This window comes from Streptomyces sp. NPDC031225 (assembly GCF_055570355.1).
Genome location: NZ_JBVIHJ010000021.1, coordinates 162,338 through 188,668, shown reverse-complemented (window position 1 = coordinate 188,668; position 26,331 = coordinate 162,338). Strand labels below are relative to the sequence as shown.

The 26,331-nt window shown below is 71.1% G+C and carries 20 protein-coding genes and 1 pseudogene; 14 read left to right on the top strand and 7 right to left on the bottom strand.

The window, feature by feature from the left end; all coding sequences use genetic code 11:
- Positions 1–331: 331 nt before the first annotated feature.
- Positions 332–763: pseudogene (locus ACZ48Z_RS31740) on the top strand (GNAT family N-acetyltransferase); the annotation flags it as partial.
- A 402-nt stretch (positions 764–1,165) separates the two neighbouring features.
- Here the strand turns inward: ACZ48Z_RS31740 and ACZ48Z_RS31735 are convergent.
- Both ACZ48Z_RS31735 and ACZ48Z_RS31730 read right to left on the bottom strand, forming a co-directional pair.
- The gene (locus ACZ48Z_RS31735) at positions 1,166–2,101 is read right to left on the bottom strand and encodes an ornithine cyclodeaminase family protein (protein ID WP_468739319.1); all 936 of its coding nucleotides are present in this window, start codon (positions 2,099–2,101) and stop codon (positions 1,166–1,168) included.
- A gap of 14 nt (positions 2,102–2,115) precedes the next feature.
- Positions 2,116–3,102, bottom strand: a complete 987-nt coding sequence (locus ACZ48Z_RS31730) for a multicopper oxidase domain-containing protein (RefSeq protein WP_468739318.1) — start codon at positions 3,100–3,102, stop codon at positions 2,116–2,118.
- 189 nt (positions 3,103–3,291) lie between these two features.
- On the opposite strand from ACZ48Z_RS31730, the gene ACZ48Z_RS31725 reads away from it, so the two are divergent.
- Entirely contained in the window at positions 3,292–5,787 is a 2,496-nt protein-coding gene (locus tag ACZ48Z_RS31725) for a ThuA domain-containing protein (RefSeq protein ID WP_468739317.1), read from the top strand.
- A 50-nt stretch (positions 5,788–5,837) separates the two neighbouring features.
- Complete coding sequence (locus ACZ48Z_RS31720; protein WP_468739330.1) at positions 5,838–7,985, top strand: OmpL47-type beta-barrel domain-containing protein; 2,148 nt, start codon at positions 5,838–5,840, stop codon at positions 7,983–7,985.
- Here the strand turns inward: ACZ48Z_RS31720 and ligD are convergent.
- Complete coding sequence (ligD, locus tag ACZ48Z_RS31715) at positions 7,972–9,003, bottom strand: non-homologous end-joining DNA ligase (RefSeq protein WP_468739316.1); 1,032 nt, start codon at positions 9,001–9,003, stop codon at positions 7,972–7,974. The two genes, ACZ48Z_RS31720 and ligD, sit on opposite strands and share 14 nt — an antisense overlap.
- 65 nt (positions 9,004–9,068) lie before the next feature.
- Here ligD and ACZ48Z_RS31710 point away from each other — a divergent pair, with 65 nt between their 5' ends.
- Positions 9,069–10,130 carry an ATP-dependent DNA ligase gene (locus ACZ48Z_RS31710; RefSeq protein ID WP_468739315.1) on the top strand — a complete coding sequence of 354 codons (1,062 nt, stop codon included), beginning with the start codon at positions 9,069–9,071 and terminating at the stop codon, positions 10,128–10,130.
- Between the two features lie 25 nt (positions 10,131–10,155).
- Here ACZ48Z_RS31710 and ACZ48Z_RS31705 read toward each other — a convergent pair whose 3' ends face one another.
- Positions 10,156–11,346, bottom strand: a complete 1,191-nt coding sequence (locus ACZ48Z_RS31705) for a zinc-dependent alcohol dehydrogenase (protein ID WP_468739314.1) — start codon at positions 11,344–11,346, stop codon at positions 10,156–10,158.
- A 203-nt stretch (positions 11,347–11,549) separates the two neighbouring features.
- Between ACZ48Z_RS31705 and ACZ48Z_RS31700 the strand changes: the two genes are divergently transcribed.
- The gene (locus tag ACZ48Z_RS31700) at positions 11,550–12,542 is read left to right on the top strand and encodes a DUF3048 domain-containing protein (RefSeq protein ID WP_468739313.1); all 993 of its coding nucleotides are present in this window, start codon (positions 11,550–11,552) and stop codon (positions 12,540–12,542) included.
- Between the two features lie 3 nt (positions 12,543–12,545).
- Here ACZ48Z_RS31700 and ACZ48Z_RS31695 read toward each other — a convergent pair whose 3' ends face one another.
- Positions 12,546–13,010 carry a MarR family winged helix-turn-helix transcriptional regulator gene (locus ACZ48Z_RS31695; RefSeq protein ID WP_468739312.1) on the bottom strand — a complete coding sequence of 155 codons (465 nt, stop codon included), beginning with the start codon at positions 13,008–13,010 and terminating at the stop codon, positions 12,546–12,548.
- A gap of 193 nt (positions 13,011–13,203) precedes the next feature.
- Between ACZ48Z_RS31695 and ACZ48Z_RS31690 the strand changes: the two genes are divergently transcribed.
- The 8 genes from ACZ48Z_RS31690 (at position 13,204) to ACZ48Z_RS31655 (ending at position 20,673) form a co-directional block, all read left to right on the top strand.
- Positions 13,204–13,986, top strand: a complete 783-nt coding sequence (locus ACZ48Z_RS31690) for a CoA transferase subunit A (RefSeq protein ID WP_468739311.1) — start codon at positions 13,204–13,206, stop codon at positions 13,984–13,986.
- A complete protein-coding gene (locus ACZ48Z_RS31685; protein WP_468739310.1) occupies positions 13,986–14,630 on the top strand; it encodes a CoA transferase subunit B in 645 nt (214 codons plus the stop codon). Before ACZ48Z_RS31690 ends, ACZ48Z_RS31685 begins: the two co-directional genes overlap by 1 nt.
- On the top strand, positions 14,627–15,829 hold the full coding sequence (locus tag ACZ48Z_RS31680; RefSeq protein WP_468739309.1) for a thiolase family protein: 1,203 nt from the start codon (positions 14,627–14,629) through the stop codon (positions 15,827–15,829). The genes ACZ48Z_RS31685 and ACZ48Z_RS31680 overlap by 4 nt, the downstream gene beginning before the upstream one ends.
- A 144-nt stretch (positions 15,830–15,973) precedes the next feature.
- A complete protein-coding gene (gene pcaH / locus ACZ48Z_RS31675; RefSeq protein ID WP_468739308.1) occupies positions 15,974–16,747 on the top strand; it encodes a protocatechuate 3,4-dioxygenase subunit beta in 774 nt (257 codons plus the stop codon).
- Positions 16,748–16,753: 6 nt separating this feature from the next.
- Positions 16,754–17,359: a protocatechuate 3,4-dioxygenase subunit alpha gene (gene pcaG / locus ACZ48Z_RS31670; protein ID WP_468739307.1), complete on the top strand. Its 606-nt coding sequence runs from the start codon at positions 16,754–16,756 to the stop codon at positions 17,357–17,359.
- Positions 17,356–18,687 (top strand): 3-carboxy-cis,cis-muconate cycloisomerase, encoded by a 1,332-nt coding sequence (pcaB, locus tag ACZ48Z_RS31665; protein ID WP_468739306.1) that lies wholly within the window; start codon positions 17,356–17,358, stop codon positions 18,685–18,687. The genes pcaG and pcaB overlap by 4 nt, the downstream gene beginning before the upstream one ends.
- Positions 18,684–19,817, top strand: coding sequence for a bifunctional 3-oxoadipate enol-lactonase/4-carboxymuconolactone decarboxylase PcaDC (gene pcaDC, locus ACZ48Z_RS31660; protein ID WP_468739305.1), 1,134 nt, complete (start codon positions 18,684–18,686; stop codon positions 19,815–19,817). The genes pcaB and pcaDC overlap by 4 nt, the downstream gene beginning before the upstream one ends.
- A gap of 64 nt (positions 19,818–19,881) precedes the next feature.
- The gene (locus ACZ48Z_RS31655; RefSeq protein WP_468739304.1) at positions 19,882–20,673 is read left to right on the top strand and encodes an SDR family NAD(P)-dependent oxidoreductase; all 792 of its coding nucleotides are present in this window, start codon (positions 19,882–19,884) and stop codon (positions 20,671–20,673) included.
- Between the two features lie 260 nt (positions 20,674–20,933).
- Here the strand turns inward: ACZ48Z_RS31655 and ACZ48Z_RS31650 are convergent, their stop codons facing one another.
- Positions 20,934–23,618, bottom strand: a complete 2,685-nt coding sequence (locus ACZ48Z_RS31650) for an ATP-binding protein (protein ID WP_468739303.1) — start codon at positions 23,616–23,618, stop codon at positions 20,934–20,936.
- Between the two features lie 738 nt (positions 23,619–24,356).
- Here ACZ48Z_RS31650 and ACZ48Z_RS31645 point away from each other — a divergent pair.
- A complete protein-coding gene (locus ACZ48Z_RS31645; RefSeq protein ID WP_468739302.1) occupies positions 24,357–25,364 on the top strand; it encodes a DUF2510 domain-containing protein in 1,008 nt (335 codons plus the stop codon).
- A 151-nt stretch (positions 25,365–25,515) separates the two neighbouring features.
- On the opposite strand, the gene ACZ48Z_RS31640 is transcribed toward ACZ48Z_RS31645, so the two are convergent.
- On the bottom strand, positions 25,516–26,130 hold the full coding sequence (locus ACZ48Z_RS31640) for a TetR/AcrR family transcriptional regulator (RefSeq protein WP_468739301.1): 615 nt from the start codon (positions 26,128–26,130) through the stop codon (positions 25,516–25,518).
- Positions 26,131–26,331: the final 201 nt, after the last annotated feature.

The following is a 26,331-nucleotide window of genomic DNA, read 5'->3' as shown; positions in this document are numbered from 1 at the left end:
ATCACCGGCGAGGAATGGGACCGCCGCACTCGGTACTCCTACGAGTCGTACTCGAACACCGGCGGGTGGGCAGTCTGAACACCGTCGACGCCCATGGGACAGAGCCCGACCCCGGTGATCGTCCTCACGGAATGTGTGCCTGATCCGACAGCGGACACCGCTTGTCGATGTGTCCGGACACGGCTTGTCGATCAAGGCGCTCGGGTACGTCCAGAAGTGAGACGACTCGGGTTTGCGCGCCGCCCGGCGCGCCAGTCGCAGGTCGAACCTCGCGTCTGCCCGAGCGTGGAAATCAGATGACCACCACCGCCCTCGTCTTCGACAATGACGCATGCTGATTGACCACTGGCCCTTGGTGGGACTGCGTCTGAGTACACCGCGCCTGGAGCTGCGACTACCCACCGAGGATGAGCTTGCCGAGTTGTGTGAACTCGCGGCGGAAGGCATCCACGACCCGGACCGCATGCCCTTCCTCGTGCCGTGGACCGACCTGCCTCCGGCGGATCGTGCGCGCTCGGTGGTGCAGCACCACTGGTTGCGCAGGGGGAACTGGGCGCCGGAGAACTGGGCCCTGAATCTCGTTGTCTTTGAAAACGGCCAGGTCGTCGGCCTGCAGACGGTCGCCGCCCGGGACTTTGCCGTGCTGCGGCAGGTAAGTACTGCCTCCTGGCTCGGGGCACGGTTTCAGCGGCAAGGGATCGGTACGGAGATGCGTGCCGCAGTGCTGCACCTGGCCTTCACCGGCCTGCGCGCACTCGAGGCGATGTCGGGCGCCTTCGAGGACAACGCGTCCTCGTTCACCGTATCCATGAAACACGGCTACGAACTCGACGGTGTCGAGCGGCATGTGGTGCGTGACCGGCCTTCGGCCATGCGGCGGTTGAGGCTGACGCGAGCCCGCTGGGAGATGCACCAGCATCTCCCGGTCTCGATCGTCGGACTGTCACCGTGCCTGCCGATGTTCGGCCTCTCGGACGACAACTGCGAGGACCTCCCCGAGGCTGCTTCGCAAGCGATCGGTTGCGAGAGCACGGCCGGGGCTGCTCACATGCAACTCCCCGTGGTCCACCTGCAGGCGGATGAGGCGGGCGACCTGCGCGTGGGGCGCTCCGGCGAGGGTCAACGGCCGCGCCCCGTGCAGCCTGCCGGTCTCCGCCGTCCGGCCTCAGGCCAGCAGATCCACCCGCCGCCCGATCCCCTCCCGCTCGGCGAGCCCGTACGCCCTCCAGGCGAGCGCGAGGTCCTGCCAGGGCAGGCCGACGGGGGCGTAGACGGTACGGTCATCCGCCCCCGTCCGCCCGGGGTGCTCACCCCGGACCACCTCGCCCAGGGTCGCCCCGACCCTCCCTCCGGCCGCCGACACGCCCATGCTCAGGGCGAGTGACCGGTCGTCGACCACGACCACGGCAGCATCCAGCAGATCGGCCGCCAGTTCCGCCTTGCCCGGTTCGTCCGCCCCGAGGCTCGTGAAGTGCTGCCCCCGCCTGGTGTCCGCCAGGTGCAGCAACGGTTCCCGCGACCAGGTCGCCGACAGAACGAGGTCGGCGACGGCGGCGACCTCCGGCGCGGAGGCCAGCACGGTCCCGCCGTGCCGTGCGGCGAACTCCGCGGCGCGGACGGCCGAGGTGTCGTGGACGACCAGGGCGCCGAGGGGCCGCAGCAGCGCCAGCCCCCGCACCATCAATTCGGCCTGTGCGCCCGCCCCGATCACACCGACGACGGCGCCCGTACCGGCGCTCGTACCCGCGAGCAGATGTGTGCCCAGCGCCGCCGCCAGCCCCGTCCGCCATGCCGTGACCGTCGCCGAGTCCAGCAGCGCGAGGAGTTCGCCGTCGGCCCCGCTGTGCAGGCAGATCACCCCGCGCAGGGCGGGCCGGGCGCCGGGGAACTTGGCGTTCACCTTGACCGTGTAGGCCGGGACACCGGGCAGCAGGCCCGGGAGCAGGGCGGTTGCCGTACCGGGGAACGGGAGGTCCGTGCGTACCCGTTGCCCCATGACCGGCACCGTCTCCGCGTCCCGGAAGCCGTCCCGCAGAGCGTCGATGCAGGGCTGCGGATCCAGCAGCGCTTCCAGATCACCGCGCGTGAGAAGAAGAGTCACCTGCCCATGATCCGTCAGTGCTCGTGCTCGTGCTCGGCCGACGACTTGCCGTGCTCGTGCGGCTCGTACCCGGGGATCGTCCCGTCCGTCTTCTTCACCAGGAAGAGTCCCACCATCCCCATGTCGGAGTGGCTCTGTACATGGCAGTGGTACATCCACGCGCCCGCCCCGACCCCCTCCCCCGCGATCACCTGGAAGCCGAAGGAGTCCGCCGGGCCCACGATCTTGTTGTCGATGACCTGGCTCGGGTCGTCGGGCCCGGTGAGCATGCCCGTGCGGTTGTCCGCCCAGCGGTGACCGTGCATGTGGAAGGTGTGGTAGTACTCGCCGTGCGTGATCATCACGAACTCGACCCGATCGCCCACCGTGGCCTCGAAGTTGGGCCCCGAGTGCGCCGGCCTGTTGTTGATGAGCATGTCGTTGAAGACGATCGTGTGGGTCGCGTCCGGCAGGACATCGCCCTTGCGGCGGACGATCACCGGGCCGTAGAGGCCCTTCCGGATGCCGCCGGTGCCGTGTTCCGTGCCGACCACGTGGTCGTGGTAGTGCCAGTAGCCCGCACTGCCCGCCCGCCAGGTGCCGTCACTGCGGCGGCCCGGCACATGGGTGCGCCAGGTGTAGGTGCGGGTGCCGCCGGGTTCGACGTCGCTCTTGTTCAACTTCGTTCCGTCGCTGGAGACTTCGTAGTCCAGGCCGTGGACGTGCAGACTCGCCCCGACGTCCGTGGTGTTCTCGAACTCGATGTGCAGGGTGTCGCCCTCGTTGAGTTCGATGAGCGGACCGGGAATCGTCGCGCTGCCCTTCTCGAAGCCGTAGCCCATCTGCCCGTCGGCGAGCTTCTCCGCGTACAGCTTGATGTGTCCGACCTCGCCGCCGCCCGGAGCGGCCTGCGCCGGACGGGGGTCGCTCCGGGCCTCCGGCGCCATGGACAACGATGTCGCGACGGCCGCGCCGCCCAGCAGTACCCGCCGGTTGAATCCACGTCTGTCCACTGCGGCCATACAGAACTCCCCACCCTGATACGGATCGTGCGGAGGTGCACCTGTGATGAACCTGTGAGACGGTACCGGCCCCGCAGTCGTTTATCCACACTCAGGACAAAGTTCGTCCGATCCTGGTCATAGGTATTGGCGAGGGTCGCAAAGGCGTCTAGCTTCCTTGGCGCTGTTGCTGTGACCGAGGAGGTGCCCATGCACTTACGAGGGTTGAGCGCGAGAAGCGGAGGAACGACGAGAAGACGGGTCTGGGTGGCCACGGTGACCGCCGGGGTCCTCGCCGCCGGGCTGATGTCCGGACCGGCCGCGGGAGCACTGCCCGCGCCGGAGCCGTCACCGACAACGATGTCCGTCAAGTCGCCCCCGGGCGGCGCCGATGTGCGGGTGCTGGTGTTCTACGGTTCGGCGGCGGGCGGCGCCGAGTCGCCGGTCGTCAACGCCGGGATCGCCGCCGTCGAGCGGATCGGGCTGTCCGGGCCGGCGAACCAGCGGTTCGCGACCGAGGCCACGGACGACGCCAGGGTCTTCACCGACGAGAAGGCGCTGGGTGGTTACAACGCGATCGTCTTCCTGACCGGCGGCGGCGATGTCCTCGACCCCGACCAGGAGGCCGGTCTGGAGGCCTATATGGAGGCGGGCGGCGGTTTCGTCGGCATCCATGACGCGGCCCGCGCCGAGCCGTACTCCGACTGGTTCACGGGCCTCGTAGGTGCCCGCCCAGCCGCCTCCAGTCCAACGTCGGTCCAGCGAGCCACCGTTGAGGTGGGCGACCGGCGGCATCCGGCGACGAAGGACCTGCCGGTGCAGTGGAAGCGTGCCGACCAGTGGTTCAACTGGACGAAGAACCCGTCCGGCGACGTGCACACCGTCGCCCGGGTACGCGAGTCGACCTACCAGCCCGGAGCGAGCGCCAACGGCTGGGACCACCCGGTGAGTTGGTGCCGGGACTACGACGGCGGACGGTCCTTCTACACCGGCATGGGCGGCACGGTGTCGTCGTACGACGAGACCGACTTCCGGGCCCATCTGCGCGGTGCGCTGCTGTGGACCTCACGGCTCGTGCAGGCCGACTGCAAGGCGACGATCAACGGCAACTACAAGGCGGAACGCCTCACCCGGCCCAACCAGCCGGGCCAAAACGACCAGATCGGTGAGCCGCACGGCCTGGTCACCGCACCGGACGGGCGGGTGCTGTACATCGGCCGGGGCGGCGCCGACTCCTCCCAGCCGGTCGTCACCGACTGGAACAACCCGGACGTCGGCAAGGGCAAGGGACAGATCCACGTCTACGACCCGGTGTCCAAGAAGGTCACCCTGGCGGGCGAGTTGACCGTCTTCGGCAACAAGGGCGGCGGCGACGAGCTGGTCAAGGTCGAGGAGGGGCTGCTCGGCATCGAGCTCGATCCCCGCTTCGAGCAGAACGGCTGGGTGTACCTGCACTACACCCCGCACGCGCAGCTCAACCGCGACACACGGATCGCCGAGCGGCGGGTATCCCGCTTCACCCTCGACCCGGCGACGAACAAGCTGGACCTGAACAGCGAGAAGGTGCTGCTCAAGTGGCCCGTCCAGGTGCACAGTTGCTGCCACTCGGGCGGTGGAATGTCCTGGGACTCGAAGGGCAACCTGTACATCGCCACCGGGGACAACAACTCCAGTGGCTTCAGCGGCGGATACTCCGGCAACAACCCGCAGCCCAACTTCAAGGGCGTCTCCTTCGCGGACGCGCGCCGCACCGCCGGCAACACCAACAACCTCAACGGCAAGATCCTGCGCATCCACCCGGAGGCCGACGGGACGTACACGCTCCCCGCCGGAAACCTCTTCACCGGCCGGGAGACCGACGAGGGCGGCGGCAAGACGCGCGGCGAGATCTATGTGATGGGGGTCAGGAATCCGGCCCGTATCTTCGTCGACCAACAGACCGACACCCTCTACGCCGGCTGGGTCGGTCCGGACGCGAGCGCGCCCTCGACGACCTGGGGCCCGGCGAAGTACGACACGTTCGCCGTCATCACCAAGGCGAGCAACCGGGGCTGGCCGTACTGCATGGGCAACAAGCAGCCCTACCGCGACCGCAATCTGCCCGACCCCGACCAGCCGCTCGGCTGGTACGACTGCGACCACCCGAAGAACGAGTCGCCCAACAACGACGGCCTGGTCAACCTCCCGCCGGTCACCGGCAACAACATCTGGTACTCGCCGCAGGGCGGCGCCCCGGACTACCCGCGGGACGCGAACGGCATCCCGTCCTACAAGCAGGAGGAGGCCAGGTACCTGCTGCCCTGGCTCAAGGGCGGCGGCCAGGCCGCGATGAACGGGCCCGTCTACCGCTACGACACCGCCCCGGTCACCAGCACCGTCAAGTGGCCCGCCTACTGGGACGGCAAGTGGTTCGTCGGTGACTTCTACGACGCCGACCAGCCGCGCAACGCGGTGATCACCGACCCGAAGACCCACGGCGACGGCGGACTGCCCGTGCACAGCGAGTCGTTGAAGAAGATCGTGCCGATCGGCAACGACGGCATCAAGAACCTCATGGACTGGAAGTTCGGTCCGGACGGCGCCCTGTACGTCCTCGACTACGGACGCGGCTTCTTCACCTCCGACGCCAAGTCGGCGCTGTGGCGGATCACTTACACGGGCGGCGGGCCGACACCGGTCGCCGGCGAGCTGGCGAGGGGGTGGTGAAGGTGACACGGCGACGACGATTCTGGACGGCTCTGCTGGCCGCCGTCCTGATGATGCTCGGACTGCAGAGCGTGCCCAGCAGCGCTCAGCCCGAGCAGACCGCGGCCGAACAGGTCCTCACCTGGACGGCGGGCGACGACATCACCAAGTACGGCTCCGTCCCGACGACAGCCGTGGCGGGCACGGCCACGATCGTCTTCGAGAACAGCACGGCCACCGGCAACACCACCGGCATGCCGCACACGTTGACCTTCGTGACCAGCGATCCCGAGTTCAACGACGACGTCGAACTCAACATCCTCGCCAACCCCAACGACGACATGGGAGGCCGTCACACCGCCCAGGTCACGCTCACCCCGGGCCGCTACTTCTACCACTGCACGATCCCCGGCCACGGCCAGATGCAGGGCATCCTCGTGGTGACCGAGGGCAGCGGCCAGGACACCACCGCGCCCTCGGCCGCGGCCCGGGTGACCGGCACGCAGAACGCGCAGGGCCAGTACGTCGGTTCGGCGAGCGTGGCGGTGACGGCGTCCGACGAGGCCGGCGGCTCCGGCGTCGACCGGATCGAGTACGCGATCGGTCAGGCGGGCGCCTGGCAGCCGTACACCGCCCCGGTCGTCGTCGACCAGGTCGGCGACCACACGGTCCGTTACCGGGCCGTCGACAAGGCGGGCAACGTCTCAACGGAGAAGAGCGCCGCCTTCACGGTCGTCGCCCCACCCTCCGACGACACCGCCCCGCCGGACACCTCGGCGACGGTGAGCGGCGAGCGGAACCCCGACGGCACGTACATCGACATGGCCACGGTGACCGTGTCGGCGTCCGACACCGGATCCGGGGTCAACACCATCGAGTACGCGGTGAACGAGGGGAGTTGGCAGCCGTACACCATGCCCGTGATGGTGCATCAGGTAGGCGCTCACACGGTGCGTTACCGGGCGACCGACAAGGCGGGCAACGCGGCCGCCGAGAAGAGCGTCCGGTTCACGGTCGTCACGGCCGCACCCCAGGACACCACCCCGCCGGTGACCGGCGTGAGCGTGGACGGCACCCGGAACTCCGACGGGGCGTACGTGGGCAACGCCAAGGTGACCGTCAGCGCCACGGACGCGGGCGGTTCGGGTGTCGCGGGCGTCGAGTACTCGATCGACGCCGGACCCTATCTGGCGTACACCGCCGCGGTGGTCGTCGACCGGGCGGGCACGCACACCCTCGCGTACCGGGCGACCGACAAGGCCGGGAACACGTCGGCCGCGCGCACGGTGACCTTCACCGTCGTCTCCAGTCAGGTTCCGGCGCCCAACTGCTCCGAGCTCGACGAGCGGTTGACGGTGATCGTCGGCACGGTCGACTCCGGGGTGCCGAACCGGATCACCAACAACCGGTGCCGGATCAACGAGTTGATCGAGGACGAGAAGGAGTGGACGTCCCAGGCCCTGTTCCTCAAGCACGTGAAGACCGTCCTGGACAAGCTGTTCCGCGAGGGGGTCGTCGACGAGCGCGAGTACGACGCCATCGACGCGGCCGCTCATGAGTCCGGGATCGGCAGGCCGGGACAGACCGAGGGCTACCGCACGATCCTCGACGGCAGCGCGGCCTCCTTCGCCAAGTGGCAGCAGGTGGGCGGTGGTTCGTTCGCGCCGAACGGCGACGGGTCCATCACGTCCGGCACCACGAAGGATGGTCTCGGCATGCTGTGGTTCCCGGAGCGGAAGTACGGCGACTTCTCGCTCAAGCTCCAGTGGCGGGACGACGCCCCGGGCACCGGCAATGCCAACTCCGGTGTGTTCGTGCGGTTCCCGTGGGTCCACGACCATCCGGAGGAGCCCCGGCCGGAGTGGGCCGCCATCAAGTACGGCCACGAGGTGCAGGTCTTCGACCGGCCCGACGGCGACATGTACAAGACCGGGTCGGTCTACGGCTTCGACCGGGTGGGGCTCGCCGGTGCCGGTGTCACCCAGAAGGGCACGTGGAACGACTACGAGATCCGTGTGGTCGACCAGCACTACTCGGTCTACCGCAATGGTGTGCTGATCAACGAGTTCGACAACATCGGTGGCCAGGACTTCTCCCCGCCGCGCTCGGACGACCCGGGCACGGACGGGCGGCGGTTCGCCTCCGGCTACATCGGGCTCCAGGTGCACAGCACGACCGATGTGATCTCGTACCGGGAGGTCAGGATCAAGGAGTTGTAGGAGGCGTCTTCCTCGCGGCGTCGCGGCTCGGCTGTACCCGCTTGGGTTCTCCCGGCATCTTCGGATACTCGGGCGGGTACGGCAGATCACCGAGCCCGTGGTCGTGCTCGTCACGGCGGGCCAGTTCCAGCAGGGCGTCCAGCGAGAACGCGTGATCGTCCATGTCCGCGTGCACGTCGCCGAGTTCGGCGAAGCGCGCGGGCATGGTCGCGAGGTCGAAGTCCTGGGGATGGGCCTCGCCGACCTCCTCCCAGCGCAGCGGCGCGGAGACCGGGGCGTGCGGGCGGGGCCGTACCGAGTAGGCGGAGGCGATGGTGCGGTCACGGGCCGTCTGGTTGTAGTCGATGAAGATGCGCTCGCCCCGTTCCTCCTTCCACCACTTGATGGTCACCCGGTCCGGCATCCGGCGTTCCATCTCGCGCCCCACCGCGATCGCGGCCCGTCGCACCTGGGTGAAGGTCCAGCGCGGTTCGATGGGGACGAAGACGTGCAGTCCGCGTCCGCCGGAGGTCTTGGGCCAGCCGCGCAGACCGCCGAACTCCGCCAGTACGTCCCGGAGTTCGAAGGCCGCCCGCACGGCGTCGTCGTAGTCGGTGCCGGGCTGCGGGTCGAGGTCGATGCGGAGTTCGTCGGGGCGGTCGACGTCGTCGCGGCGGACCGGCCAGGGGTGGAAGGTGAGGGTGCCGTACTGGGCGGCCCACAGGACGGCACCCTCCTCGGTGGGGCACATCTCGTCGGCGCTGCGGCCGCTGGGGAAGGTGATGTGGGCGGTCGGGATCCAGTCGGGCATGTTCTTGGGCGCCCGCTTCTGGAAGAAGTTCTCGCCGGTCACGCCGTCCGGGTAGCGCTCGAGGGTGGTGGGGCGGTCGCGCAGGGCACGCAGGATCCCGGGGGCGACGGCCTGGTAGTAGCGGGCGAGGTCCAGCTTGGTGAAGCCGCGCTCCGGGAAGAAGACCTTGTCCGGGCTGGACAGCCGTACGGTCCGGCCGCCCGCCTCCAGTTCCACCGCGTCACCCATGCGAGCCACGGTAGGCGAGCCGGGCATATCAGGCATTTCGAGCCCCGCGCGTGCAGAATCGGACCATGGATCTGCCGGTGATGCCCCCCGTGAAGCCCATGCTTGCCAAGTCGGTGGCGAAGATCCCGCCGGACATGCACTACGAGGCGAAGTGGGACGGCTTCCGGGCCGTCGTCTTCCGGGACGGAGCCGAGGTCGAGCTGGGCAGTCGTACCGGCAAGACGCTGACCAGGTACTTCCCCGAGCTGGTGGAGGCACTCGCGGAGCGGCTGCCCGAGCGGTGCGTGCTGGACGGGGAGATCGTGATCGCGCGGAACGGCCGGCTGGACTTCGACGCGCTGTCCGAGCGGATCCATCCGGCGGCCTCGCGGGTGCGGACGCTGGCCGAACGGACACCCTCCTCCTTCGTCGCCTTCGACCTGCTCGCCCTGCAAGAGGAGTCACTGCTGGACGTCCCGCTCACCGACCGCAGACAACTGCTCACGACGGCTCTGTCCGGGGTCACGGCGCCGGTCCACCTCGCGCCGGCGACGACGGACATCGAGGTGGCCCGGCAGTGGTTCGAGCAGTTCGAGGGCGCCGGTCTGGACGGGGTCATCGCCAAGCCGCCCACCCTGCGCTACCTCCAGGACGAGCGCGCCATGTTCAAGATCAAGCACGAGCGCACGGCGGACGTCGTGGTCGCCGGCTACCGGCTCCACAAGAGCGGCCCGGTCGTCGGCTCCCTGCTGCTCGGCCTCCTCGACGATCGGGGCACGCTCCAGCACGTCGGGGTGTCCGCGGCCTTCTCGATGAAGCGGCGCGCCCAGCTGATCGACGAACTGGAACCGCTGCGCATGCAGGACCCCGCCGGACACCCCTGGGCGGCCTGGGCGGAGGAGGCCGCGCACGAGAGCGCCCGGCTGCCCGGGGCGCCGAGCCGCTGGTCGGGCAAGAAGGACCTGTCCTGGGTGCCGCTCAGGCCGGAGCGGGTGGCGGAGGTGGCGTACGACCACATGGAGAACGGCGTACGGTTCCGCCACACCGCCCGCTTCCGCCGCTGGCGTCCCGACCGGGCTCCGGAGAGCTGCACGTACGCGCAGCTGGAGGAGCCGGTGCGCTACGACCTCGACGAGATCCTGCGCTGAGTCAGGGCCGGGGCGGGGCGGGGCCCTACGGCCGCATCAGCACCTTCACCGTGCCGTCCTGCTTCTTCTGGAACGTCTCGTACGCGCGCGGGGCGTCCGACAGCGGCACGTGATGGGTCGCGAAGCCGTCGACGCCGAGCGGGTCCTCGTCCGTCAGGTACGGCAGGATGTCGTCGACCCAGCGGCGCACGTTGGCCTGGCCCATCCGAAGCTGGATCTGCTTGTCGAACATGGTGAGCATCGGCAGCATGTCGGCCATGCCGCCGTAGACGCCGGAGAGCGAGATGGTGCCGCCGCGCCGGACCAGTTCGATGGCGGTGTGCAGGGCGGCGAGCCGGTCGACGCTGAAGCGTTCCGCGAGCGGGCCGCTCAGCTTCCGGGGCAGCAGGGCGGAGGCGTTCTGGACCATGCGGGCGGCCGCGCTGCCGTGGGCCTCGGTGCCCACCGCGTCGATCACGGCGTCCGGGCCGCGCCCGTCGGTCTCGTCGCGGATCGCCTGGACCAGTTCCTTCTCGGAGTCGAAGCTCCTGATGTCGAACGTCTCCACGCCCCGGGCCCGGGCCCGGCGCAGGCGGTCGGTCACCAGGTCCACGCCGAAGACCCGGCCGGCGCCGCGCACCTGGGCGACCCGGCAGGCCATGTCGCCGATGGGCCCGAGGCCGAGCACGGCCACGCTGCCGCCCTCGGGGATGTCCGCGTAGGCGACCGCCTGCCAGGCGGTGGGCAGGACGTCGGAGAGGTAGACGAAGCGGTCGTCGGGAGGGCCCTCGGGGACCTTGATGGGGCCGAACTGCGCCTGCGGGACGCGCAGATACTCGGCCTGGGCGCCCGGTACGGCGCCGTACAGCCGGGTGTAGCCGAAGAGTGCGGCGCCCATGCCCTCGCTGGTGACCTGGGTGGTCTCGCACTGGGTCGGCAGTCCGGTGATGCACATCCAGCAGTTGCCGCAGGCGATCTGGAACGGCACGACGACCCGGTCGCCCACCGAGAGGTCGGGCACCGCGGCGCCGACCTCCTCGACGATGCCCATGGGTTCGTGGCCGAGGATGTCGCCCGGTGTCATGAACGGTGTGAGCACCTCGTAGAGATGCAGGTCGGAGCCGCACAGTCCGGAGGAGGTGATCCGGATGACGGCGTCCGTCGGCTCCTCGATCCGCGGATCGGGCACCTCCTCCACGCGCACGTCCCGCTTGCCCTGCCAGGTCACTGCCTTCATCGCCCGGCACTCCCTCCGTCACATCGCCGCGTCGGTCCTGTGGTCGGCGCCCCGAGTACCCGGGTGGTGGGCGCCGAACCGCAATGCGGGGCCGTTCGGCCCAGGCAACGAGACCAATCAGAAACAGACGGGTATGGCCACCAATGAACTTATAAGCGCACAATCGAAGACACGAGACGGGCGGGCTGGCGGACATGGTGGGTATGAGACACGGGGCACGTGCACGACATGCCCGTACGGCGGCGGCGGTACTGGCGGCCACGGGCCTCTTCGCGGCGGGTTGTACGAGCCAGGGCGCGCCCCGCGTGCCGGCCGACGACGGGCGCGGGCGCCTGCACACAGCGGAACCGAGCGCGTCGGAGGCGAGTCAGGAGGCCGAGCACCCCTCCCCGCTCGCCGTGAAGATCGACAACGTGCGGGCGGCGCGCCCGCAGACCGGCCTCGACTCCGCGGACATCGTCTACGCCGAGCAGGTCGAGGGCGGGCTCAGCCGTCTCATGGCCGTGTACGCGACCACGCTGCCGAAGGCCGTCGGCCCGGTGCGCAGCGCCCGCGAGTCCGATCTGGAGCTGCTGCGTCAGTTCCAGAAGCCGACGCTCGCCTTCTCCGGCGCCCAGGGCAAGCTCATGCCGCTGATCAACCGGGCGCCGCTGGACGCCCGGACCCCCGAGAAGGTGTCCGGAGCCTACTTCCGCGGCACCGCCAAGCCCGCCCCGCACAACCTCTATGTGCGCCCGAAGCGCCTGCTGCCCGCCACGCCGGGCGCGGACGCGCTGACCACCGGCTTCCGCTACGGCCCCGCGCCCGCCGGCGGTACGAAGGACACCTCCGAGACGGTCCGCTTCCCCGCCGCCCGCTTCACCTTCAGCTGGTCGGCGAGCCGGGAGCGCTGGCTGGTCTCGATGGACGGCGCACCGGACGTGACCACCGACGGGAAGCGGCTGGCACCCGCGACGGTCGTCGTGCAGTACGTGAAGGTGCGCCGGTCCGCCTTCCACGACTTCCTCGGCAACTACACGCCGTACACCCAGACGGTGGGCTCGGGAAGGGCGAAGGTGCTCCGCGACGGACGGTCCTTCGACGTGAACTGGAAGCGGCAGAAGGCCACGGACGGAACCGAGTTCACGACGAAGGACGGTGCTCCGGTGAATTTCGCGAAGGGCCAGGTCTGGGTCGTGTTCGCGAAGGTGTCGTAGCCGCTACGACGGTGCGGCCACGGGCTCCGCCGGGTTGCGGAGCCCCTCCGCCGCGTCCGAGACCCGGCGGATCAGCTCGAAGAAGAGGTCCTGTTCCTCGGCGGAGAGAGGGGCCAGGAAGACCTGGTTCATCCGGGCCGTGCGCACGGTCAGCTTGCGGTGGGTCCGCTCGCCGTCGCCGGTCAGGCGGAGCAGGAAGCGGCGGCCGTCCTGCGGGTCGCGGACCTTGTCGAGCAGTCCGCGCCGGCCGAGCCGGCTGATGACCTCGGCGATGGTCGACCGGTCGAGCCCCACCCGCTCCCCCACCGTGCGCTGGTCGAGCCCCGGCTCGGCGACGAGGGCGTTGAGGACCGCGAACTGCGGCGAGGTGATCTCCTCGGAGACCATCGTGTTCCACAGCAGGTAGTGCGCCTGCTGGAACCGCCGGGCGAGGTGCCCGGGGTGGGTGGTGAGGTCCACCGCCGCCATGTGCGCTCCCGAGGTCGAATTCGTTGGTGCACTGAACGATACCTGGAGCCTCCCGCATCCGTCTGTACCGCGGACTCGCCACTGACCTGCTTCTACGCAGAGGTCTTGACGCCCGGCTGTCGCGGTGACAGCGTGAGGGAGACCTCGCTGAAATACTCAGTGCCCTGAGTAATTGGAGAGATGGGGCTTTCGGATGGACAAGGTGGTCGCCACAGCCCGGGAGGCGGTGGCCGATGTGCCGGAGGGCGCGTCGCTCGCGGTGGGCGGTTTCGGGCTGAGCGGTGTGCCGAACGTGCTCATCCAGGCCCTGTACGAGCAGGGCACCGGCTCGCTGTCGGTGGTCTCCAACAACTGCGGGGCGATGGACTCCGGCCTCGCGATCCTGCTCGCGGCCGGTCGGATCGCCCGCGTGACCGGCTCCTACATCGGCGCCAACAAGGAGTTCGCCCGCCAGTACCTGGCCGGTGAACTGGAGGTCGAGATGATCCCGCAGGGCACGCTCGCCGAGCGGCTGCGGGCCGGCGGCGCCGGGATCCCCGCGTTCTTCACCCCGGCCGGGGTGGGCACCCAGGTCGCCGACGGCGGGCTGCCCTGGCGCTACGACGGCCAGGGCGGCGTCGCGCTCGCCTCGCCGCCGAAGGAGGTGCGGGAGTTCGACGGCGTGGAACACGTCCTGGAGCACGGGATCCGCACCGACTTCGCGCTCGTACGGGCCTGGCGGGGCGACCGGCACGGCAACCTGGTCTTCAACAAGTCCAGCCGGAACTTCAACCCGCTCGCCGCGATGGCCGGCAAGGTCACGATCGCCGAGGTGGAGGAGCTGGTGGAGCCCGGCGGGATCGATCCGGACGCGGTGCATCTGCCGGGGATCTTCGTCCAGCGGGTCGTCGCCCTCACCCCCGGACAGGCGGCGGCGAAGGGCATCGAGCGGCGCACGGTCTCCGCGCCCGCGGCACGGGGGACGGTGAGCGGCTGATGGCCTGGACACGGGAAGAGATGGCCGCGCGGGCCGCACGCGAACTCCGGGACGGCCAGTACGTCAACCTCGGCATCGGTCTGCCGACGCTGATCCCGAACCACCTCCCCGAGGACGTCGAGGTGATCCTGGAGTCCGAGAACGGCATCCTGGGCACCGGCCCCTACCCCACCGAGGAGCAGGTCGACCCCGATCTGATCAACGCGGGCAAGGAGACCGTCACCGTGCTGCCGGGGGCGTCCTTCTTCGACTCGGCACTGTCCTTCGGGATGATCAGGGGCGGGCACATCGACGTCGCCGTGCTGGGCGCCATGCAGGTGTCCGAGACCGGCGACCTGGCCAACTGGGCCGTCCCCGGCAAGATGATCACCGGGATCGGCGGGGCGATGGACCTGGTCCACGGCGCCCGCACGGTCATCGTGGTGATGACCCACACCGCCAAGGACGGCTCGCCGAAGATCCTCACCGAGTGCGCGCTGCCGCTGACCGGCAAGGCGTGCGTGAACCGGATCATCACCGACCTCGGCGTCCTGGACGTCACCGAGGACGGCCTGGTCCTCGTCGAGACCGCGCCCGGGGTGAGCGTCGAGGAGATCACCGCCAGGACCGACGCCAAGCTGACCGTCACGGAGGGTCTGAAGTGAAGAACGTCTACATCGTCGACGCGGTCCGCACACCGGTCGGCCGCTACAACGGCGCTCTCGCGTCGGTGCGCCCCGACGACCTGGGCGCCCACGCGATCCGTGAACTCCTCGCCCGTACGCCCGACTTGGACCCGTCCCGGATCGAGGACGTCTACTTCGGCAACGCCAACGGGGCCGGTGAGGAGAACCGCAACGTCGGCCGCATGGCCGCGCTGCTGGCCGGACTGCCCACCAGCGTGCCGGGTGTGACCGTCAACCGGCTGTGCGCGTCGGGTCTTGAGGCGGTGATCCAGGCGGCCCGCGCCATCGCCGTCGGGGACGCCTCCGTCGCCGTGGCGGGCGGGGTCGAGTCGATGACCCGGGCGCCGTACGTACTGCCCAAGTCCGACAAGCCCTTCCCCGCCGCTCACACCGAGCTGTACTCGACCACCCTGGGCTGGCGCATGGTCAACCCGAGGATGGAGCCGCAGTGGACGATCCCGCTGGGCGAGTCGGCCGAACTGATCGCGGACAAGCACAAGATCACGCGTGAGCAGCAGGACGAGTTCGCCCTGGCCAGCCACCAGAAGGCGGCCGAGGCCCAGGCAGCGGGGCTGTTCGACGCCGAGCTCGCCCCCGTCGCCGTGCCGCGGCGCAAGGGTGACCCCGTCGTGTTCGGTGCCGACGAGTGCGTACGGCCGGATGCGTCGCTGGAGGCGATGGCGAGGCTGAAGCCGTCGTTCCGCACGGACGGAGGGACGGTGACCGCGGGCAACGCGTCGCCGCTGAACGACGGTGCCGCCGCCCTGCTGCTGGTGGACGACGAGGGTCTCGCCGCCACCGGCCGGGAGCCGTTGGCCCGGGTCTCCGCGACCGGCGTCAACGCCCTCGACCCGCACTACTTCGGGCTCGCCCCCGTGGAGGCGGTGACGCGTGCGCTGGCCAAGGCGGGCAAGGGGTTTGACGATCTGTCAGTGCTTGAGTTGAACGAGGCGTTCGCTGCGCAGGTGCTGGGGTGTGTTGCCGAGTGGCCCGAGTTCGATCCGGCGGTGCTCAATCCGCAGGGCGGGGCGATTGCGCTCGGGCATCCGCTCGGTGCGTCGGGAGCGCGGCTCGCGGGGACAGTGGCTCATCAACTGGCCCGTGCGGGCAGCGGCGTTGGTGTCGCGACGCTTTGCATCGGTGTTGGTCAAGGGCTGGCCCTCGTGCTTGAGCGATAAGAGCTCCGTTGTCGACTGCGGGCCCGTCGTGGCTGGTCGCGCCCGCGCGGCGGAGCCGCATGTCGATACAGCCCCGCGCCCCTTCGGGGGCGCCTCCTCTCCCCCGACTTCGACGTGAACGTCAGGAACTCCCAGGAAGTACCTATGACTCTCACCCAGCACGACATCGACCAGGAGATCGCCGCCGAGCACGCCGCGTACGAGAAGCGGCTCGCCGACGGCGCCCCCGTCGAGCACCAGCCCCGCCGCGACTACGCGCCCTACCGTTCCTCGGTGCTGCGGCATCCGAAACAGCCGCCGATCACCATCGACGTGTCCAAGGACCCGGAGCTGGTCGAGCTGCACTCCCCCGCCTTCGGCGAGCGGGACATCACCGAGATCGACAACGACCTCACCCGGCAGCACACCGGGGAGCCGGTCGGCGAGCGGATCACCGTCGAGGGACGCCTCCTCGACCGTGCCGGCCGTCCGATCCGCGGGCAGCTGGTGGAGATCTGGCAGGCGAACTCGGCGGGACGCTACGCCCACCAGCGCGAGCAGCACGACGCCCCGCTGGACCCGAACTTCACGGGCGTCGGCCGCACACTGACCGACGACACGGGCTTCTACCGCTTCACGACCGTCCAGCCGGGCCCCTACCCCTGGCGCCAGCACGTCAACGCCTGGCGGCCGGCCCACATCCACTTCTCACTGTTCGGCACGGCGTTCACCCAGCGCCTGGTCACGCAGATGTACTTCCCGAGCGACCCGCTGTTCCCGTACGACCCGATCATCCAGTCGGTGACGGACGACGCGGCCCGGCAGCGGCTCGTCGCCACATACGACCACAGCCTGTCCGTACCGGAGTTCTCGATGGGCTACCACTGGGACATCGTGCTCGACGGACCGCAGGCCACCTGGCTCGAAGAGGGGCGCTGACCAGCCATGACGAAGATCGACACGAACCGCCCCGAGACCGTGCTGCCGACCCCGTCGCACACGGTGGGTCCCTTCTACGGTCACGCCCTGCCGTTCCCCGGCGGCGGTGACATCGCCCCCGTCGGGCACCCGGACACGATCGTCCTGCAGGGGTACATCACCGACGGTGAGGGCAACCCGCTGCCCGACGCGTTCGTGGAGCTGTGGGGCCCCGACCCGGACGGCGACGTCCCGCGGGCCGACGGTTCGATCCGGCGCGACCCCGCGAGCGGCGGCTACCTGGGCCGCAACGGCGTGGAGTTCACCGGGTGGGGCCGCATCCAGACCGACGCCAACGGTCACTGGACCGCGCGTACCCTGCGGCCGGGCGCACGAGGGCAGAGCGCACCGTACATCAGCGTGTGCGTGTTCGCGCGCGGTCTGCTGGTGCATCTGTACACGCGGATCTACCTGCCGGGCGAGGAGGCGGCGCTCACCACCGACCCGCTGCTCTCGCGGGTGCCCGCGGAGCGACGCGACACGCTGATCGCGCGTCAGCAGGGCGACGGCACCTACCGTTTCGACATCCGCCTTCAGGGCGAAGGCGAAACGGTCTTCCTGGAGTTCCAGTGACTTCTCCCGATCCGGACACCGGCCTGCTCGCCCCCGGGTGGGCAGGCTCCCCCGCCGCCTTCGCGACCTCCGACGGCGCCTACCTCCAGGCGCTGCTGGACGCCGAGGCGGCGCTGACCGGGGCGCAGGCCGGGCTGGGCCTCGCCCCGGCCGAGGCCGCCGACGCCGTCGCGGCGGCCGCCGACGCGGGCCGGTTCGACGTACGGTCGCTCGCCGACCGTGCGCGCGGCGGCGGCAACCCCGTCATCCCCCTGGTCGCCGACCTCACCGAGGCGGTCGGCGAGGAATACGGTCCGTACGTCCACCGGGGTGCCACCAGCCAGGACATCCTGGACACGGCGACGATGCTGGTGGCGACCCGCACGCTCGGCCTCGTCCTGGCCGACCTCGACCGCGCCCAGCAGGCCCTGGCCCGGCTCGCTGCCGAGCACCGCGACACCGCGATGTCCGGCCGGACGCTCACTCAGCACGCCGTGCCGACGACGTTCGGGCTGAAGGCGGCCGGGTGGCGGTCACTGGTCCTGGACGCCCGGGACCGGGTCGTCGACGTGCGGGACGCCCTCCCCGCCCAGCTCGGCGGTGCCGCCGGGACCCAGGCGGCTTTCACGGCGTACGGTGCCCGGAACATGGTGCTGCTCACAGCGGCGTTCGCCCGTGAACTCGGCCTCGACGCGCCGCTCCTCCCCTGGCACACCCTGCGCACCCCGATCGCCGACCTCGCCGGGTGCCTCGCCTTCACCGCCGGCGCGCTGGGCAAGATCTCGGCCGACGTGCTCGTGCTGGGCCGCACCGAGATCGCCGAGGTCTCGGAGGGCGGCGGCGGGGGTTCCTCCGCCATGCCGCACAAGGCGAACCCCGTGCGGGCCACGCTGATCGCGGCCGCCGCCCGGCGCGCCCCGCAGCTCGCGGCGACGCTGTACGGCTCGCTGGCCGCCGAGGACGAGCGGCCCGCCGGTGCCTGGCACGCGGAGTGGGAACCGCTCAGGGACCTGCTGCGGCTGGTCGGCGGAGCGGCCCGGGACGCCGCTGAGCTGGCCGAGGGGCTGCGGGTCCACCCGGAGGCCATGCGTGAACACCTGGGCCTGACCCACGGGTTGATCGTCTCCGAGCGGCTGTCCGCCGAGCTGGCGCCCGTGCTGGGGCGGGCCCGCGCCAAGGCGCTGCTGACGGAGCTCGCCCGGCGGACGTACACCGAGGGGCTGTCACTGGCCGAACTCCTGGCCCAGGAACCCGACCTGAAGGACGTCGACCTCGACGAGCTCACCGACCCCGCCCGCTACACCGGCTCCGCCGGAGCCCTCACCGACCGTGCCCTGGAGCGACGTTGACCGAGAAACTCCTCAACCACCGTGCAGAGGGGCCCGCTTCCGCTCCCCCTCTGCTGCTCGGGCCGTCGCTCGGGACGTCGTACGCCCTGTGGGACAAGGTGGCGCCCGAGCTGTCCATCACCCACCGGGTGGTCCGCTGGGACCTGCCCGGGCACGGCGGTTCGGCACCCGCGCTGATCGGTCCCGGTGCCACCGTCGGTGACCTGGCCGACCTGGTGCTGGCGCTGGCCGACTCGCTCGGCATCGAGCGGTTCGCGTACGCCGGGGTGTCGCTCGGCGGTGCCGTCGGCCTGCATCTGGCCGCGCATCACCCGGAGCGCGTCGAGTCGCTCGCCGTGATCTGCTCCTCGGCCCACTTCGGCGGTCGAGGTCCGTGGGAGGAACGGGCCGAGCGGGTCCGGCGGGAGGGACTCGGGTGGCTGCTGGAGAGCGCGAACTCCCGTTGGTTCGCCGGTGACTTCACCGTGCCGGAACTCCTGCGCGACCACGCCGAAACCGACCCGGAGTCCTACGCGGCCTGCTGTGACGCCCTGGCCGCCTTCGACCTGCGCGACCGGCTGGGCAGGATCGCTGCGCGCACGCTGCTCGTAGCCGGCCGTGCCGACCCGGCGACCCCGCCCGCGCACCTGCGGGAGATCGCCGACGCGGTGCCGGGCGCCGCACTCGTCGAACTCCCCGGGGCCCCGCATCTGGCGCCCGCGCAGTGCCCGGAGGCCGTCCTCACCGCGCTGCGGGCACACCTTGACGGCGGTGCCGGGCGGGGCATGGAGGTGCGGCGCGAGGTGCTCGGGGACACCCACGTGGACCGGGCGCAGGCCCGGCAGACTCCGTTCACCGCGCGCTTCCAGGACTTCATCTCGCGCTACGCGTGGGGCGAGATCTGGACCGATCCGACGCTCAGCCGCCGCGAGCGCAGCATGATCACACTGACGGCGCTCGTCGCTCACGGCCACTACGACGAACTGGCCATGCATGTGCGGGCGGCGCGACGCAACGGGCTCACGCCGGAGGAGATCGGGGCCGTACTGCTCCAGACGGCCGTGTACTGCGGGGTTCCGGCGGCGAACTCGGCCTTCGCGACGGCTCAGCGGGTGCTGGCGGAGGAGGATTCCGTGGCCGGGGAAGGGTGACCCTGCCGGTAGTACCTCCAGCAGCAGCACGCGCGTGCCCGCACGGTCTGCCTACGGTGGGGGCATGTCGACGATCCTGATCACCGGCGCCACCTCGGGCCTGGGCCGCCATGTCGCCTTCGAACTGGTCCGCTCCGGCCATGTCGTCCTCGCGCACGGCCGCGACCCGGGCCGTACCGAGGCTCTCGTCGGGGAACTGCGCGCCGAGGGCGAGGCCGAGCCGTTCGTGGCCGACCTGGCCTCCCTGGCCGAGGTGTGCGAGCTGGGCGCGAAGGTGGCCGGGGCCCACCCCGGGCTCGACGTGCTGATCAACAACGCGGGGGTGGGCGCCGGTTCACCCGGTTCGGGCCGGGAACTGAGCGCGGACGGCCACGAACTCCGCCTTGCGGTCAACTACTTGGCCCCGGTGGTGCTGACACGCGCACTGCTGCCGACGCTCACCGCGAACTCACCCTCGCGGATCATCAACGTCGGTTCGGTGGGCCAGGAGCCCCTCCCCCTCGACGACCCGGAGTTCACCCGCGGCTACTCCGGCTTCGCCGCGTACTGCCGGGCCAAGTTCGCCCTGGCGGCCCACACCTTCACGCTCGCCGAGGAGTTGGCGGGCACCACGGTGGCGGTGAACGTCATCCACCCGGCCACGTTCATGGACACGGCGATGGTCCGGGAGGGCGGGATGGCTCCCTGGTCGACGGTGGCGGACGGCGCCCCGGGCGTCCTCGCCCTGGCCACCCAGGAGCTGGGCACGGGCCGCTTCTTCGACGGGACGAGCCCGGCACGAGCGCACGAGGAGACGTACGACAAGGACGTGCGCCAACACCTGCTGGCCCTCACCGACCGGCTGATCGCGGCCTGAGGGGGCGGGGGGCCGTACCGCTGGGCGGTGCTGTGCCGATGCGCGCGGTGCCGTACGGATGCGCGGTGCTGTCCCGACGCGCGGGACCGTGCAGAGCGCGGTGTTGTGGCGAGCGCGGGACCGTACCGAGCGCGGGACCGTACCGAGCGCAGGGCCGTGCTGATGCGCAGGACCGCGCCGATGCGTGAGGCCTTGTCGGTGCGCGGCCCCGCCGGGTGAGCGGGACGAGCCACGAGGGTGCGGCAGCCGCGCTCACGCTCTCAACGCAACCCGCGTCCCGTCTCCAGTACGTCCCTGGCCTGTGCCACCAGCCCGTCCGCCCCGCAGGACCGCGCCAGCGCCATACCCCGGTTGATGTCACCCACCGAACGCGCGAGGATTCCGTACTCCACCCGCGCCGCCGCGTACTCGTACTGGCACGGCGAGGCCTCCAGGTAGGTGACGGCCTGCGCGGCCAGCCGCACCGCGCGCTGGCCCGTCTCCAGCGCCGCCGCGCACCGCAGCGCCTCACCGATCGCGGTATCGGTCCCGAGCCGCTCGGCATGCCGGCGGACATCGGTGGCCAACTGCGCCGCCCGGACCGGATCCTCGACGGCGAGCGCACGGGCGAGGTCGAAGGCCCACGGCACCAGAACGGGATTGTGGTGCCCCCGGACCGCCGCCGCCTTCTCCGCGGCGTCCAGTTCGTTGATCCCGTCCTTGGTCCGGCCCACGGCCAGCAGCAACCGCCCCCGCACGGACCGCGGATCGGGCAGCACGATCGTGGACGGATACGGCGGTGCGAAACCGTACTGCTCGGCGATCGCCCACGCCTCCTCCACATGGCCGCGCGCGAGCAGCGTGTCGACGAGGTTGCAGGTCGCCGACCAGTGCAGCGGCAGCCCTCGGCCCACCCGCTCGGCGAGCCGCAACGACTCGCGCAGGGACGTCTCGGCCTCCCTGAGGCGTCCGCGCCGACGGTGCCCGATGCCGACGTACGCGTGAGCCAGGGCGAGATGCCCGCCGCTCCAGCCGGCCGACTCGTAGGTGCGCAGTGCCTCGGTGTACAGGGCTTCGGCGCGGTCGAGCCGGTCGGTGTAGGCGTACGCGCTGGCCAGCATCAGGGGCAGTTCGAGGCCCCACTCGGTGTCGGTCCAGCCGAGCCCGGGAGCCAGTCGGCCGTTCACCAGTGAGCGGTCGCACAGTTCGACGACCTCTTCGGCGCTCTCGCCCCGCGCCATCGCGTCGAAGCCCCGCAGCATCAGCAGGGCCCGCTCGGAGTTGTCCCGCCCGGTGCAGGTGCGGGCGAGTTCGGCGAGGCGCTCGGAGCGGCCCGGTGCGCCGGCCTCGCCCGCGTGCAGGCCCTCCCACATGTACTGCACGGCCTGGAGGCGGAGCTTGGCAGGGCCCTGCTCGTGCCGGGCGGCCTCCTCCTCGACCGTGCGGACGGCCTCCTCCAGCTGGTTGTTGTGCATGAGGGCCTGGGAGAGGCGGAAGACGGCGTCGACGCGCTCGGTTCCTTCCAGGCCGGGCATCGCGAGCGCCGTCTGGAGGTGGCCGATGGTCTTGGCGGGAGCGGTCAGGAGGGTGGCGCAGCCGAGTTCGAAGAGCACACGCGCGTGGACCTCGGGCGCCGGGGGTTCCAGCAGGGCGCGCTCCAGGCAGCGGCGGGCCGCGTCGGGGGCGCCGACGGCGACGTGGTCACGGGCGGCCTCACGCAACTGCTCGACGAGTTCCTCGTCGTCGTCCGGGTGGACCAGGAGGAGGTGCCGGGAGGCGGCCGCGGCACCACGCCCGGAGTCGGTGACCACCTGGGCGGCGATGCCGTGCATGGCGGTGCGCAGGGCGTCCGGGATGGAGTTGTAGACGGCGGAGGCGATCAGCGGGTGGACGAACTCCAGCTCGGCCTCCTCGGCACGGGGACCGGCCGGGTCGGAGTCGGTGAGGATACGGGCGTTGCGCAGCAGGCCGGCGCAGACCACCGCTTCCCGGGTCTTGAGGGTGGCGAGCTTGGCCACCAGACCGATCGTGATGTCGCTGCCGAGGATCGCGGCGGCCCAGGCGAACCGGGTGGCGTCGATGCCGAGTTCCTCCAGCCGGGCGACGAGGCCGCCGCCGCGGGCGGAGCGGTTCAGCTCGCGCAGTTCGCTCGCGGAGCCCTCGCCCGGTTCGATCTCGCTCTCCTGCACCTTGGCGAGGAGTTCGACGGTCTCATAGGGGTTGCCGCCCGTGACGGCCCACACCTCGCGGCAGAACGGGGCGTCGGCGTGCTCGCCCAGGGTGGCGCGGGTGAGGCCGGCCGTGGCCTCAGGGGTGAGGGCACTGAGGTGGGCGGCGGGGCGGTCCGCGGCGGAGGCCACCGTCTCCAGGAGGCGGGCGCGTTCACCGGCGGCCTCACCGGGGCGGCGGGCCACCACGACCAGGACGGACAGGTCGTCCAGGCGCTCGGCGAAGGCGGCGAGCCAGCGCAGGGTCTCCTGGTCGGCCCAGTGGGCGTCGTCGACCAGGAGGACGAGCGGCCAGTTCCGGCGGGCCAGCCGGCGCACCGCGGCGACCAGTCCGTCGCACACGCCCTGCGGGTCGGCCTGCCGCTCCCCCGGGTCGGCGATGCCGAGGGCGGGGCCGGCGATGTCGTACCAGTCGCCGAGGTACTCGCGGGCCTCCGCGGGCATCAGCGACAGGAGGGCCGGCTGGAGGAGTTGTCGTACGACGTTGAAGGGGACGGACCTGAGGGTCTCGCCCCCGCGGGCCGACCAGACCGTGCAGCCGCGGGCCTCGGCGATACGGCGGGTCTCGGCCAGCAGGGCGGTCTTGCCGAAGCCCGCCTCGCCTCGGATCACCAGCACGCTGCCCGAGGACGCGCGGCCCGCGCACAGGGCGTCGATCGCCCCCTCGACGGCGGCGACTTCCTCCTCGCGCTCCCACAGCGAGGCCGGGGCGGCCTCGATGGGCCGGACCTCCGTCATCCCGCTACCTCCCCAAGTCGCCTGAACGACGTACAGATCTCGAGCGTAGCCGTCCGGGTGCGGGAGCGGAGGCCGGTCGGGGCAGCTGTTGCCTCGACGGGTGACCTCGGGTACGGCGGGCGACGCGCAGTGCCCCTGACCAGCCGTCGACAAACCTGACCGACAGTCAGTCATCGACCACGGCCCGGTGCCGATGCGGTGGCCGGTGCCGGCCGGATGGTCACCGGGGTCCGCATTGCGAACCTCCGACGCACGCGTACCGATCGCGACGAGCTGCGCCTGCCGACGCCCGCGCGGGGAGGGCGATACCCCTCCCTCCGGAACCGACCGCCGCACCCCCTACGAACCTGCCACGCACGCGTGCGGGAGGTACCGGCTGCGTCTGCCGCGGACTGCGCGGCACGAGCCGATGCGCCTCATCCGGAACCGCCGCCGCACCCCCTACGAACCTGCCACGCACGCGTGCCGGGTTCGGCCGCACCCTGTGGGACGCCACCGGCCGCGCGGCAAGGGCCTACGCGACTCCTCCGGAACGACCGCCGCACACCTGCCAACCTGCCGGGTTCGGCCGCATCCGGCGGGACGCCACCGCCCACGCGGGAGGGCTGGTTCTGCTCGTGCGGGAGTGGTCGCCGCATGGTGCCCTCTGCGTTCCGGAGCGGGCTGTGTGGCGAAGTCGAGGGAATCGGCCGGCGCCCCTCTCATCCCTCTTTCACCGAGGCCTCATACGGTGGGGGCATGACGCAGGAGACTCCCCCCGGGTGGTACAGCGATCCCGGGCAGACAAGTGACGGTCCCGCCTCCGAGCGCTGGTGGGACGGCAAGGCGTGGACGGAACGGACCCGGCCCGCCGGATCGGCCGCCGCATGGGGTCCTCCGGAACAGGTCGTGAGCCCCGGTGGGTACCCGGCCTACCCGCCGTATCCCCAGCAGCCGCCGACCGGATCGCGGCGCGGCCGCATGGGCATAGCCGTGGCGGTGGCGGTCGTGGTCCTGGCGAGCATAGGCGTGGGCGTGTACGCGCTGGCCGACAGCGGCAACGGGAACGGCACCACCAACTCGCAGGGCCCGGGCGGTCAGGGCGGTACCGGTGGCACCGGTGGCCCGGGTGGGCAGAACGGCCAGGGCGGCCCCTTCGGCGGCAACGGAGGTTCGGGGGGTTCGGGCGGCTCCGGAGGCGCGTCGCCCTCCCCCCAGGGTTCCGAGGCGCCGAAGATCGAGAGCGGTTCGGTGCCCGACTCGATCGACGGGATCAGCCTGCCCATCCCGGACGGCTGGTACGGGCAGGAGATCTCGGCCGGCGCGTCCGTCACGTCGAACGACTCCTACGCGTGCCCCGGCGCCACCTCCGAGAAGTGCACGAAGGGCGGTGCCTACTCGGCGCCCGCCCTGGCGCTGGGCACCTCGGGCAGCACGGCCGAGCAGGTCGCCAAGGCCGACATCGCGGCGAACGCCGAGCAGTCGTACGGCGGCAAGACCTACGGCTCGATCACGTCGCACGACGTGCTCGCCTCCGAGGCGGTGACCGTCGCCGGGCAGAAGGGCTATCTGGTCCGCTGGAAGGCGGTCACCAGCAAGGGCTCCGACGGCTATGTCGAGTCGCTGGCCTTCCCCTCCCCGGCGAACCCGCAGCAGATCGTCGTGGTGCGCTTCGGCGTCGACGTCGGCGAGGGCCAGAGCGTCATCGACGACATCACCAAGGGGATCAAGGTGTCGACGGGCGGCGGCAGCGGCCAGGGCGTCTGACAGCCGTACCCCGGACACCGTTCGGCCGGGTGGGGAGCACCTCCGCCGAAGAGGCTCCCCACCCCGGCCGGGGCGTGCGCGCCGCCCCCGTCCCCACGGTGCGGCGCGGCCAGGTCACCGTCCGGTCATCGGGTGGACGGCGGCCCGGGTCTCAGGTCAGGCCCAGCGCCGGCAGTACGGCGGCCTCCATGAAGCGGAGCAGGTACTCCGGGTCGGCGTACTCCCCCTCCACGACGGGGCGGGCGCGGATGACGCCGAACAGCTGGGTCGGGATGTACTCCAGCGCCGGGTGCCCGGAGGGGACCTCGCCCCGGTCGACCCCACGCTGGAGGATGCGCCGCAGCTCGGCGATCTCCGGGTCGACCAGCGCCTCACGCAGGGCCTGCGCGAGTTCCTCGTCCTGGGTGACGGCGTGGCCGAGCGCCTGGAGAAGCTTGGTGTCGTGCATCGACCACCGGCCCGCGGACCGTGCGGCCTCGCGCAGGTCGTCCGCGAGCGACCCGGTGTCGATCCCCTCGAACTTCGACCTGCGGCGGGAGCGCAGGGCGGCCACCACGAACTGCGGCTTGGTCTTCCACTGCCGGTAGAGGGTGGACTTGCTGCACCGTGTGCTGGCGGCGACGCCCTCCATGGTCACGGCGTCGTATCCGCATTCGCGGACCTGCTCGAGCACAGCGTCGAAGAACTCCTGCTCACGCTCGGGCGTGATCTTGGAGCGGCGCGAGGCGGCGACCGTTTCCGGTCCGTCCGCGGCCTGCGACGTCATCTGCCCTTCTCCTCACTCGCCTGGGCGGGCGGCCCGTTGTCGGGGCCCGCGCGTTTCATTCCCGGATTCCAGTGTGTCCTATGTCTATCGATACGCCAGTGTACCGGTACCCGAACGTATCGGTACACTGGCGTATCGGTACGATCCCGTACCGATGAGTTTCGGGAGCTGGGCGAGTCGTACCCGTGTCCAGCTTCAGCA